Origin of the sequence: Acholeplasma equifetale ATCC 29724 (genome assembly GCF_000687735.1) — a bacterium.
In the GTDB taxonomy this organism is placed as follows: Bacteria; Bacillota_I; Bacilli_A; order Acholeplasmatales; family Acholeplasmataceae; genus Acholeplasma; species Acholeplasma equifetale.
On record NZ_JHXL01000001.1, the window covers coordinates 164,258 to 178,271 of the forward strand.

Genomic DNA, 14,014 nt, shown 5'->3' on the forward strand with positions numbered 1-14,014 from the left:
TATCTAAAATAAAAAGTTGATAGATAACTATCAACTTTTTTAATTATTTAACTTTGAAAATGATAGGATTTTGATTAAGTTTAATTTTTTGATTACGTACTTCAATGTTTTCATCATTAATTAAATTAAGATATGAGCCATCTTTAATATTAAGGTCTATTTCATTAATATTTTCTAAATTGAATATACCATACATAGTTTCTTTATCGTTTTTGTATGAAAGTACTGCAACATCCTTTGATTTAACGACTTCAAATATTCCATTAATAAAGAGTGGGTCTTTTTTTATTTGAGCTAATTTTTGTATTAGTGGTTCAATTGAATTTTCTTTATTCCATTGAATTGGATCAATTTCAAATAAATCAGGACGTTTACTAATTTTATGTTCTTGACCTGCATAAATCATTGGCATACCACGTAAGAAGAACTGTAAAGCAGTCATATGGATTAATTGATTTTCATCTTTAGTTTTACTTGCAAGACGTTCTTGGTCATGGTTTTCAAATGAACGAAGTTTTACATAATTTTTTGGATATACTGCTTCTTGACGCCATATTTCGTATAAGTAACGCTCTAATGAATTTGAATGATTTAAATATCCATTCATGAATGAATAAATATCATAATCATAACATACATCAAATGCTTCATACATTTGAGAATCTGTACTAGCATCGAATCCTATATCTCTTAAATATTTTATAAATCCTAATTCAACAGATTCAGTAAGCCATATTAAATTTGGATTAATGACGCTCACTTTTTCTCTTGCTTCAATCCAGAAATCAATTGGAAGTAATGGCGCTACATCACAACGAAATCCATCAACATATTGAGCCCAATATTTAAGTACTGTAATCAAATATTCCCAAACATCGCGATTGTTAAAATCAAGATCCGTAATATCGCTCCAATCACCAACTCTATTTTTAAATGTACCATCAGGGTTACGATAGAACCACTCAGGATGTGTTTGAGTTAAAATTGAATCTCTTGATGTGTGATTAAATACGATATCTATCATTAGTTTCATATCTCTTTTATGAATTTCTTCTTTTAATTTTATGAAATCATCAAGCGTTCCATAATCCGGATCAATTGAATAATAATCATAAATTGAATAAGGGCTTCCCTTAGAACCTTTTCTATCTTTTTGTCCAATTTTATGGAATGGTAAAAGATAAACAATATCAACACCTAAAGAATTAATTCGATCTAAATCATCGATAAGTCCTTGAAAATTACCAGTTTTTGAATGTTGACGAACAAATACTTGATATACAATTTGATTTCTAAGTTTAATATCTGTATTTTTAGCCATAAATTATCCTTTTGTAGCTCCTGCCATAATTCCTTCAATTAAGTAACGTTGGAAGATTAAATAAATTAATGCTATTGGTAATCCGACGATTAAAGCTGCAACAGCAAACGCTGGATAGTTAAGATCATATTGACCATTAATAAATGAGAATATACCTACAGCAAGTGTCCATTGATTTTGAATATTGTCAAGTGATGTTCCAGGTGCTGGTTGATTAAGTAAGTAACCCGGTAACATATAATCCATCCATGGTGCCATGAACATATTAACTGCAACAAATGTTAATATTGGGATAGATAATGGAAGTATAATATGCACAAAGATTTTTAATTTAGAAGCACCATCAATCTCAGCAGATTCATCTAAATCCTTTGGTATTTGACTTAGGAATCCTTTAATTAGCCAAATATTACCTGGAATAGATCCTCCAATATATAAAATTGAAAGATATATTGGTTGTCCAAGTAAACCAAACTTCCAGAATAGAACGTAAGTTGCAACTAATCCTAAAAATGAAGGGAACGCTTGTAAAACTAAAATTGTTAATAATCCTGCTTTTTTACCTTTGAATGAGAATCTAGCAAATACATAACTTGCACCAGTAATAATAATAGTACCAATAAACATATTAATGACTGCGATGATTAATGTATTTAAATACCATGTTCCAAATTTTGAATCAGGACCAAATATATATTTTATACCATTTAATGATGGTGTTTCTGGCCATATTGTATTTGGAATATCAGATAGGGTTTCGCTAAATGCCATACCGAAAATGTAAATGATTGGAACTAAAATAATGACAGCTAAAAAAGTTAATTCAGCATTGATTAAAGCTTTTTTACCAATGTTTTTAATACTAAATGTAGAACGAATCGTCTCTTTAGCAGTGTTTCTACGTTTAGGTAATTGAATATAATAAATGAAACCATAAACTGGAATTAACCCAATTAACCCTGGTGTGATTCCTTCATACCCTTTTTTCTCAGCATATTCAACTACTAGTCCTTGGTGGATTAAGAATATAAGTATGACTGTAAATGTAATAATTAAGGATGATGTAAAATTGCTCTTAAATGATAAATAAATTAGTAATGAAACGGGAATGATGATTAAAGTTGCTGCAATTAATAAAACTGCGACTAATCCAAGTTTTTTGAGTATCATTTCAATACTAAATAGATAGTCAAATTCTTCCTTAGTAACATTTGATTTTAAATTTGGTAAAGCATGAACATATTTATTTCCATATATTGGAATTAATGAAATCCATTTTACTTTTGAATTATGTTCGTATCCTTTTTTATGTGCATAGTCTAAAAGTAAACCAAAATTAGTAAATAGTGCTAGTAGAAAAATAAATATAATAATGTAAGCTAATAACATAGACTAATCCTCCTGGAACGCTTTCGTTTTTGATAGGTTCCATGCAGTAATACTACCAACTAATAAGAAGATTAATACTGAAAACACTGAAGCTAAGTTATAAATTTGATGATCTGTTGTTAATCGATACATCCATGAAATTAAAATATCTGTCTCTCCAGCAAAACCTCTTAATGGGTCAGTTAAATCACCTGGTCCGCCACCCGTAATAAAGTAAATGACACCAAAGTTATTAAAGTTTCCGCTAAATGTCATAATTAATATTGGTGCAGTTGAATATAATACAAGCGGCATTGTAATTTTGGTGAGTTTTTGGAATCCTGATGCTCCATCTATATCAGCTGCTTCATAAAGCGATTTGTCAATAGCAGTCATGATACCTGTCATTAATGCCATGAAATAAGGGAATCCTAACCAAATGTTAATAACAATTAGTGTCACTCTAACAAAGTTAGGATTATGGAAGTTCTTAAACCACAAGATATTATCATGACCTAACCAGAAGTATTTAGCAATACCGCTAGCTTCATTAAATGGAATACCTAATATACCCCAACTTCTAAATAAGTCATATGCTCCCATATTTTGTAATAATTGGTTAACTAAACCATATTCATTAAATATAACACTGAAAATCATTTGACTTAGTAAAGCTGGAATTGCCCAAGGAAGAATTAAAATTGTTCGCCATACTTTTCTAAAGACAACAGATTCAGAGTTTAATATTAATGCTTGGAAGAATCCTCCAAAGAATACTGTTAATGTTGAGAAAATTGCCCAAACAACAGTCCAACCTAATACACGCCAGAAGGCAATGCTAAATCCTGAACCAATACTCGAGTTTGGATCAAATATTGATATAAAGTTTTGAAATCCAACCCAGTCGAATAGTGCAGTCATTGATAATGTTCCACGGATTGAAGTGAATGAAATCACAAATCCAAAAATAATAGGCATGATTGTAATAAACGCTAATACAAAAAGCGCAGGTGATAATATGATGTATTCAAAACCATTATCCCAAACAGATTTAAAGTATGTTTTAGTGTTTTTTGTTGTGCCTTCTAATCTTAATTCTTCACTAGTTTTATAAGCATCAATTGCACTCCATATACCAAAAATCATAAGGAATAGGAATAAAATTGTTGAAATTAAACCGTCTAATAATAGCAATGTTGATACATGACCTCTAACTATAACTTCTTCGTAAATAGTTCCAGATCCTAAAAAAGGTGCAACGTTTGTTGCGATAGGTTCACCTGTTGGTTTACCAATCATTGCTTCTCGTAATGCTTGATGTTGAGTAAAACGGACATCTCCAGATTGGCCTAGAGTAATGATTTCCCAAAAACCGCGAATAAACATCCCAGCTCGATCATAGAAGAAGTTATTGAAATTTTCCATATAAGCTTCTTTAAGTGTTGGGTTAAGTTCTAGATATACTCGAATCATTAATTTTTGATAATCTTCAATAGCAATCGGATCTTGTAAAATGTCACGATTATAGTAAAGCTGCATAGCTTTTCTAAACAAATTAGAAAATTCAGTTTGCTTATATTGTTGACGATATCCATTAAATATTAAACCTGGTTCATAATATTCATAGACAATATTATCTGATAAAACAATTGGACCATTAACTTGTGATAAACGTAATGGTGTAAAAACTGAAGTTTGTTCACGTAGGTCAAAATCATCTAGTGTTAGTCTTAAAAATCTATTTTCTCCATTTACAGTTACGCGAACATATAAATTGTCACTTTCTTTATATAATTCGCCAGTCTTATTAAATGTAATGAGTCCATCTTTATTATTTCTTATAGATGGATTATCCTTTAATGTAAACAAATTAGTTTCTACATATTCTTTTTTAGCGTTTCCGCCTGCATCGGTCGTTGTATTTTCAAAATAGAAAATATGATTATCTTCATCGTATAGTAAGTCACGTTTTGTAATTAAAAATGTTGCGTTTGCTAAATCAAATTCTTCATAAGCAATCTCTTCATTTGTAATTAAGTTTGTGTAACGAAGTTGAGACGCTTTCTTTATATCGTTAGCAAAATACTCTATAAAACGTTCTTCATTAAATAATTTAGCTGTTGTATTACTTGAAACTGAATAGCGACCGTTTACCTTTTGAACTCCTAAATCTGCTAAATAAGCATCAAATTCAGGAATAGCACGATTTTGTTGAATTTCTACATCATAAACTTGAAAAAACCAAGTATAATACCATGATCCTAATGAATCACCTTGAATTTTTGACAATGCAATTTCATCATTTGATTTTGGATCATCAAAATATCTTGATGTTGCTAATTCAACAGTAATCATCAAAGCGAAAAAGAAGAAAAAGAATAAAGACTTGATGAATTGTTTGTTAAAAAGTTGACCTAGCCCCCAAATTATACTTGATGCGATTGCTTTTAAAACACTCTTTATCTTCATTGAGTAACTACCTTTCTACTAAAAAATAACCAAATGCAGGCGATAGTAAAACCTATCGCCTACATCATGGTTACGATTAAGTTATTATGAATTTCCTAAACCACGTTGAGCAATATAAGCTTGTTCAGCATCTTCAACTGCTTTATCAATTGATGATTCTGTACCATTCCATACTTTTTGAATCATTGATTCACCCGGACCCCAATAATATTGGACTTCAGGAATTGTAGGCATTGGAATAGCATTTTTTAATTGATTAGAAATTGCTGGCATATATGGATCTGATAAGAAACCAGGAATATCTTTTAATAATTCTTCTTTTAATGCAGGTAATTTATATTTATCTCTTAACATAATTTCCATAGCAGTGTCACTTGCTAAGAATTCTAAGAATTTAGTAGCTGCTTCTTTCTTAGTTGAGTGTTTGTAAATTGCAACCATTTGGGCCCCAGCGAATGGTTTAGTTTCTTTACCATCTATGGTTGGAAGTGGAGCAATTCCTAAATCAACATTAGTAGCAGACTGATATTCTTGAATATTCCATGGACCAGCAATAATGTAAGGAATTTTACCAGCTACGAAGTTTGCATTAGCACCAATTGAGTTATGATCACTATTACCTGTAGTAACAGGTTTTAATTCATCTCTCATCCAAGTTAAAGCTTCTTTAGCATTAACAAATCCAACAGCAGATGCATCATCTAAATTTGGACCAAATGGGAAGAATCCAAATGCTGAATAGATGTGTTGAATGAAATATGAATCTGCCCAGTGAGAAGAAGTACCTAAGTAGTAAAGACCTTGTTCAGCATTTGTACGATCTGATGAGTCTTTAATAGCATTCCATGCAGTAGCTTCTTCAATTAATTGTTCATAAGTTGTAGCAGGTTCAGAAACTAATTTTTTATTGTAATATAATCCAACAGTTTCTAATGAAATTGGTAAAGCATATAATCTTTCAACAGCATCAGTACCAGGACCAAACTTACCAGTTTTTTCATCATAAAGTAATGTAGCAATATCTAATCCTAATGGATGAATACGATCTTTCATTCTGTTTGCAAAATCAACTGGTAATGCATAAACTAAATCTTCAAGAATAGCAGGTGCTAAATGGTCATGAGGGAATTGGAAAATATCCGCACCATTACCTGTTAAACCGAATGTCTTAAGTCTTTCACGAGCATCAACTGTACCCATATGTTGGAATTGAACAACAATGTCTTTACCTTCAGGAGTAGCATTGAATGCTTCGATAACAGCTTTCATGTATTTACCGTCAGTGTCATCCATCCAAACAGTAATAACTTCTTTTTCTTTATAAATAGTAGAGAAATCATATTCTTTACCATTATTTGGACCGTCATTATCTTGACATGCAACTAAGATAGCCGCAAACATTAACATTAAAATTGATAAATAAATCTTCTTCATTTTCATAGTGGGCTACCTCCTTATTTCACATTTTTAGTGACTCTGAAGATAAATATTTCTTCAGACACGTTACCCCATGTATCTTCTACACGAAGCATAATTTCATAATCGCCTTCAACAGCAGTGTTTAATTTTGATTTTTCACCAGCTGGAACATAAACACGATTTGTTAAGTTACCATCTCTGTCATCAACAGCTTCGAATAATGGGAATAAGTTAAAGTCGAATTCTTTACCCCAAGCTACTTCAATAACACGATCTTCACCTAAAATAGGGAATGAAATAACTGGTTTTTCTTTATCTAATGCTAATTCAATTTCAGCATCAACTGAACCATTATCAAATGATAAAATGTATGATTTAGTATTATCTAATTTATTAGCATCTGATAAAACGATAACGAAGTCAGAAATTGTTTCATTTCTTAGCGCAAAGTCAACACGTTCAATCGGAATAACAGTAGAAGTTCCTTTTACTGTTAGTTTGAACCAACCTTGTACAGTTGCTAAAGCTGCTGTTTGATCTGCTTCAGTTTCAGCTTCAGCATAAGGGTTAGTAACTAAAGCACTAGTTTTAACGATAATGTTAGTAGGTCTAACAGCAAATGTTCCTTCGCCTTGACCAGTATTAGTATTTTGCTTATATGGCATTAATTTGAATGAGAACGCTTCATCAACGAATTGATCATAACCGTCTTTACCATAGAATATGTTATCACCAGCAGTATATCCGTTTCCTTTTGAAACGATATAAGCCATACCAGTGGTACCTAATTCAGCTTCTTCTCCAATAGCACTACGTAATTTAACATCCCCAGTTTTCTTAGAGTTGTCACCATCACCAAAATATACTAAGAATCCAGCATCAGGTACAGAACCTTCATTTTGGTTTGCATGTAACATAGCTACTTTAACAGCAACACCTGCAGTAGTTTCACCACCAGTTGAGAACACTTTTAATGGCTCGTTCCAAGTAATAGCTTCTTCTGTCCAACCACTCCAGTTATGAATACCAAGATTTTCTTCATAAGAACCAGATGGATCGAAGTAAACAACTAATAAATTATATTTACTGTTGTCAGCAACGAAATATCTTGGGTTTTCTTCTGAAGATTTTTGTGTTCCTTGGAATACATAAATGTGAACTGTTTCGTCAGCTTTTACAACAGATGGATCAATTAAAATATCATCTGTTAATTTACCATTATTCCAGTCAGGGTTACCTTCTTTATATCTAACTGCAATAAATCCTATAGGTTCATCCCCACCGACTGCGATATCATTGAATTCAAAATATGCACCGAAATCATCTAATCCAGTGTATGTAGATTTCGAATCAAAGCCACCCCAACCCCAGTTTCCAAGATTTTCGTAATTTCCGTCCCATGCTTTAAAGTGAACAATAACTGTTCCCTTTTGTGAGTCTGCAAAAAGCATAGGAAGAGTTACTAAAGTTGTTGCTAGGATTAGTAAGCCTAATAAAACTTTTTTCATTTTACCCTCCTAATTTTTATGATTGTTATCATATTACGCTTAAAGTATATCACAAAATTCAATTACTATGTAAACGCTTTAGTGTTTGTTTTATTATGCAAACGGTTTCTTATTGTAATCGCTATCATTTTTAATTTTAGAACACCCGTGTATATGATATTATTCATGTGTAGGAGGATAAAAATGAAAAAAATATTTATAACATTACTTATGTTCGTGTTTGCAGCAACTACAGCACTTGGCTTTGTTTATGCAAACGAAAAACCACATACGCTTGTTATTCATTATTATCGTTTTGATGGTAATTACAATAATAAATGGTTCCATTTTTGGGAAAAATTACCACAAGATAAAAGCGGAAAGGATTATCAATTTAATTCTGAAACAGTAGATGAATACGGTGTTAAATATGAAATGGATTTAACTGATGAATACATCTCATCTACTAGAGTTGGTATTATTATTAAAACAGCTAAATCTGCGGGCGACTGGTCAGGAGAAAGAGAGCCCGGTGGAGATCGTTTTATTGATATTTCTGAACTTGAAGTTATTAATGGTGTTGCACATGTTTATTTTGTGCAAGGACAAGTTCAATTTGGAAAATCAAATGATGATTTAGCAAATCACATACCTGATTATCGTTCTAACATTATAAATGTATTTTTCACAGTTCAAAAAAATGTATCTTTAGAACTTACAAACGATGCTATATCATATAAGGTTTATGAAAATAGTGTTGTTATTAAAGAAAATACATTAGGAAATGGTGTGAAGCACACAATTACTGGTATAAATGTTGATTTAACTAAAACCTATGAGATTGAAGTAACTTTTGAAGACACTATAAGACGTCAACCAATTTCTCTTCATAAATTGTACGATACAGTAGAATTTGAAGAGGCATTTACATATGAAGGAGAACTTGGAGCAATTTATTCAAAATCTAAAACAACATTTAGATTATGGGCTCCAATTAGTTCTGATGTTAAGTTAAATATCTATAATCAAGGGCATCCGAATTATGATCGCTTGGGTCAAAAGAAAGATGAATTAACACCAGTTGAAGTTCATCAAATGTATAAAATTGAAAATGGTGTTTGGGAAGTCGTTTTAGAAGGTGATTACGACTCAAAATACTATACTTTTAGTGTTACAAATGGCCAAGAAACAAATGAAGTAACTGATCCTTATAGCTATTCAACAGGTGCCAATGGATTAAGAAGTATGGTCGTTGATTTTAATAAAAATAAACCTTTATATTGGGATTTAATCGAAAGACCACAAACTATTCGAAATATGACAGATTACATTATTTATGAATTACATGTAAGAGATTTAACATCTCATAGTTCATGGAACGGAAATAATGCATATCGTGGCAAATTTTTAGGTTTAAGTCAAACTGGAACAAATTATACTCAAGGTAATATAACTGTTACAACTGGATTAGATCATATCGAAGAACTAGGTGTTAATGCAGTACACTTATTACCAGTATTTGATTTTGGATATTTAGATGAAGTTGAGATTTTCCATAATCCTAATACAAAAAATGTATTCAACTGGGGATATATGCCATATCATTTTAATACATTAGAAGGTTCATATTCCACAAATCCATTTGATGGTAACGTAAGAATTTATGAATTTAGAGAAGTAATCAAAGCATTTAGCCAAAAAAATATACGAGTGATTATGGATGTCGTCTATAATCATACTGGCGAATCTGAAAATTCTAATTTTCATAAGATATTACCTGGTTATTATCATAGATTGACTAATGACGGTGCATTTTCAAATGGTTCTGGAACAGGAAATGAAACTGCATCAGAAAGAACAATGGTAAGAAAGTTTATTGTTGATTCTGTTAAATATTTTGCAAATGAATTTAAAATTTCAGGATTTAGATTTGATTTAATGTCAATTCATGACATTGAAACAATGAATTCAGTTAGAAATGCATTAAATGAAATTGATCCAACGATAATTGTTTATGGTGAGCCATGGAGTGCGGCAAGTACACTGGTTGATCCAAAAGAAGCAGCAGGAATGACACCAGAAAACAATTGGGATAGGACACAAATTAGAAAATTAGATAATCATATTGCTGCATTCAATGATTTATTTAGAAATGCAGTAAAAGGATCGCCCGATGGTAATGATGGTGGATTTTTACAAGGTGTTATGGATCAAGGTAAGATGAATGATATTAAGAAATCTATTTTAGGTGGAACTGATCTTTATACGAACGGTCCAACTCAACAAATTACTTATATTGAAGCACACGATAATTTAACTTTACATGACAAATTAAGAACATCAGGTGTATCTATTAACGATGTTAAATTTGCACAAACACAGGCAAATGCAATGGTATTAACATCACTAGGAATTCCTTTCTTACATGCTGGAACTGAGTTTTTAAGAAGTAAACCTAAAGATGGTGGTGGTTATGACCACAACTCTTATGAATCCCCAGATGAAGTAAACCAACTTCGATGGGATAGAAAAGTTGAATATTTAGACGTATTTGAATATACAAAAGCTTTAATTCATATTAGAAACACTTATTCACACTTTAAAATGACAGATCTTAATGAAATTAATCAAAGATTTGAGTTTTTACCAACATCACAAGATAATAATTTATCTGCAATTGCATATAGAGTTAAAGGTATTAATGGTGAACCTGACATTGTTGTCGTACATAACGGTCGAGCAACCACTACAACAGTAGCTTTAAATGATGGTAAAACATATAATTTATTAACCTCAAAAGCTGCATCTAGTTTATTATTTGATACACAAAAAGGATTAGCTAAAAGATCAAATCAACTCACAGTAACTTCAATGAACACAACAAACATTCTAGTTGAGATGTTAGAAACTGGAGAAATTATTGTACAAAAACCGCATATTAACGTAGCACTTAATTCATCATTTAATCCACTATCAAACATTAGTATTCCAAGTTCTATGAAGGTTTATACAACACCAATTGATACATCAAAACCTGGATTTAGTGTTGTCACAATAATGAGTGTTGACTATTTAGGTAACAAAAATGTTGCTTACTATACTGTATTTGTTAATGGTGGATTATTTGCACCAACTGTGACATTTAGAGGTGTATAACATGAAAAAAATAATATTATTAATTGTTTTTATATTTATGTTAGGTTTAGTAGCTTGTAATGATCATGATGCTATTCCTAAAGGAGATCCAATCGCAGAAGTTATTGAATTTAAATTAGAAGATAAAACTGTTATTTCAACAATTAAAATATTAGTTGAAATTTCATCAAAAGAGGCATTAGATGAAGCTATTCATTCAACAGCACATCGAATCTATGAAGAACATAAAACAACCTTTGGTAGTCAAACATATACATTCTTTTTAAATGTTGAGTTAAATAATGAATTGATAGGTACAGTAAGCTATAAAATTAATTCATCAATTTCTCAACCAGGATTAATTTATGTAGCAGAATCACTAAATTATTAAATTATAAGAGGTTCCTAACCGGAACCTCTTTTTTTATTTTATGTATTCATTTAATTTAGTAGGATCTATTTCTAAAATAACTGTTGAATAACCTTCTAAGTTTAAACTGCCATACAAAATATTTTGATGTTCAACATCTAACTCGATTGAATCTGTATAAAGATTATGAATAATTAATAGGGCTTGTTCGAAATCTTCATGTTTAAAATAACGAATATATCCTTGGTATAAGTCTTTACTATCTTTCCAAAGTTCAAAATAATTACCATATCTTAAAGCAGGTGTATTTTTTCTTAAATTCATTAGTGTTCTATAGTGATTATATAATGAATTCTCATCATCCTTTTGGTCTTTCAGTGACTTTGATGAGTGACTATTTCCATAAGGATTTAACCACGTCGTCTGATAAGTTGAATCTCCCCATAAGAATGGACTTCTTCGATATTGGTCATATATTGGACCTTGACCAGTTAGATTATCACCCTCATAACGAATGCCATACATACCAATTTCATCGCCATAGTAAACATATGGGCTTCCAGGTAGTGTAAGCATTAATGATGCTGAAACTTTCAATTTACCTAATGAATTAAAACCAGTATATCCTTCTTTTGAAGCAATACGATCGATATCGTGATTACTTAAGAAAACAGCTGGTATATAATCGGGATTATATTTTTGATAAGAGTCAAATGCACGTTTTATATTACTTGTAAGTTGATAGATCGATGTACCTTTGCCAATTTTTGACCATATTTGATCAGCAGTATAAAAGTCAAATAATGAATCTAATCCAATGTAATATTGATTATAGGCTAAATAATCATATTCAAACATTTCACCTACAAAATATATGTTTGGATTAATTGTTTTAGCATAATTTTGAAGCTCGCGTAAAAAAGTATAGTTTTTTATTAAACCAGCTGATGGATGTGTTCCAGGATCTCCAATAAAAAAGTGTTTAACAGCATCAAATCTAAAACCTTCAATTCCCTTTTCGATCCAAAACTTTATAATATTCTTGATTTCTTCAACTACTTTAGTATTATTTAAATTTAAATCTTTCATTCCACCTGCGAATGACTCGAATGCAGTTGAATCATTTAACCAAATATAATAATCTCTGAATGGAGAATTTGATTTTTTAGCATCTATAAACCAAGGATGTGTGTCAGCAGTATGATTGATAACGAAATCCATCACAATTTTAATACCTTTTGATTTAGCAGTTTGAATTAAGTTTTCTAAGTCTTCCATCGTACCATATTCAGAATTTACTTCATAATAATTTTTCACTCTGTAACCATGATAGCTATTCCAATCAGTATCTGTATCATTATATGGAAGTAACCATATCGCTGTTACACCTAAATCTTCAAGATAATCAAGATTTTCAGTAATCCCGTTAAAATCTCCAATACCATCTCCATCTGAATCTGCAAAAGAACGTATAAAAATTTGATAGTATATATCATATTTTGGATAGAGTTCCTCAAAATCTATATTTTTACTGTTATCACATGAAACAATAAATAAAGAAATAAAAACTAATAATAATGCAACTATTTTTTTCTTCATATATCCCCCTATATTTAGATTAATAAAACACTTTTCTTGAGTAAATTAATAATACAAAGACAACAATCATTCCTAAAGCCAAATTGTATACAACAGGTTGGAATCCTGGAAGAATTAATCCTGCAATTAAACTTAATATTGAAGGTATGGTCGCAGCTAACATAACAAAATTCATACCATCTTTATATGAAAAGAAATTTTTATATCGAATTCGATATATTTGGATAAGTCCAGCCATCAGTAAAACAAATAAAATACTGGATAATATAGAAATACCTTGATTAGTTAGTAGTGAATATAAAATTAACTGTGGACCAAATGATTTTTCGATTTGATGTCCAAATTGCTTAAATAGTTCAACTCTATTCATAGAAGATCCATTAAGTTCATTTAGATTAATTTCAGATTTAAAACCTTCATAACCGTGAGAAGTCCAATTAAAACCTGATTTGTCATAAAACTTAATATATGATTTTGTAAATATTATAATGTTATAGTTTGTATAATTGGATAAATCAATTTCTTCATCATCAACATTAAAGATATAAACATAATCAGCATTATAATAAACACTAACATCGTTAGAATAAGAAACGAATCCTTCTAATGAATTCATTCGACCACCTGGCAAGTTTGTCCAATTGGGTGTATTTCTAGATAGATTAGTTTCAACAAAATTCATTTGTGAACCTTGATTTTCAATAACTAAGTAAGATAACGGAAAATTTGCAATAAAGGTCAGAATTATAAAATAAATTAAAACTTTCCATAATTTTTCTCCGCGAATTTCAAGGATTTTAGGTAAATTGAAACTTTTTTTGAAATATTGTACTAAAAACATGACAT

9 protein-coding genes are annotated in these 14,014 nt (G+C 30.6%); 2 read left to right on the plus strand and 7 right to left on the minus strand.

All coding sequences use genetic code 11. From position 1 onward, the window contains the following. Window positions 1-43: 43 nt before the first annotated feature. The 5 genes from T434_RS0100840 to T434_RS0100860 all read right to left on the minus strand — a co-directional run bounded on the left by T434_RS0100840 (window position 44) and on the right by T434_RS0100860 (window position 8,085). On the minus strand, window positions 44-1,321 hold the full coding sequence (locus tag T434_RS0100840) for an alpha-amylase family glycosyl hydrolase (RefSeq protein ID WP_026399499.1): 1,278 nt from the start codon (window positions 1,319-1,321) through the stop codon (window positions 44-46). A gap of 3 nt (window positions 1,322-1,324) precedes the next feature. After that, on the minus strand, window positions 1,325-2,710 hold the full coding sequence (locus tag T434_RS07340) for a sugar ABC transporter permease (RefSeq protein ID WP_051614268.1): 1,386 nt from the start codon (window positions 2,708-2,710) through the stop codon (window positions 1,325-1,327). A 3-nt stretch (window positions 2,711-2,713) separates the two neighbouring features. Beyond that, complete coding sequence (locus tag T434_RS07345; protein ID WP_051614269.1) at window positions 2,714-5,158, minus strand: carbohydrate ABC transporter permease; 2,445 nt, start codon at window positions 5,156-5,158, stop codon at window positions 2,714-2,716. Window positions 5,159-5,242: 84 nt separating this feature from the next. After that, window positions 5,243-6,598, minus strand: a complete 1,356-nt coding sequence (locus T434_RS0100855) for a sugar ABC transporter substrate-binding protein (protein WP_026399501.1) — start codon at window positions 6,596-6,598, stop codon at window positions 5,243-5,245. 14 nt (window positions 6,599-6,612) lie between these two features. Further along, a complete protein-coding gene (locus tag T434_RS0100860; RefSeq protein WP_026399502.1) occupies window positions 6,613-8,085 on the minus strand; it encodes a pullulanase-associated domain-containing protein in 1,473 nt (490 codons plus the stop codon). A 183-nt stretch (window positions 8,086-8,268) separates the two neighbouring features. On the opposite strand from T434_RS0100860, the gene pulA reads away from it, so the two are divergent. Next, window positions 8,269-11,220 carry a type I pullulanase gene (gene pulA, locus T434_RS0100865; protein ID WP_026399503.1) on the plus strand — a complete coding sequence of 984 codons (2,952 nt, stop codon included), beginning with the start codon at window positions 8,269-8,271 and terminating at the stop codon, window positions 11,218-11,220. A 1-nt stretch (window position 11,221) separates the two neighbouring features. Next, window positions 11,222-11,590, plus strand: coding sequence for a hypothetical protein (locus T434_RS0100870; protein WP_026399504.1), 369 nt, complete (start codon window positions 11,222-11,224; stop codon window positions 11,588-11,590). Window positions 11,591-11,623: 33 nt separating this feature from the next. Here the strand turns inward: T434_RS0100870 and T434_RS0100875 are convergent, their stop codons facing one another. Together T434_RS0100875 and T434_RS0100880 are read right to left on the minus strand one after the other, a co-directional pair. Continuing rightward, complete coding sequence (locus tag T434_RS0100875; protein WP_026399505.1) at window positions 11,624-13,168, minus strand: alpha-amylase family glycosyl hydrolase; 1,545 nt, start codon at window positions 13,166-13,168, stop codon at window positions 11,624-11,626. A gap of 19 nt (window positions 13,169-13,187) precedes the next feature. Then, a complete protein-coding gene (locus T434_RS0100880) occupies window positions 13,188-14,009 on the minus strand; it encodes a DUF1189 family protein (protein WP_026399506.1) in 822 nt (273 codons plus the stop codon). Window positions 14,010-14,014 lie beyond the last annotated feature (5 nt).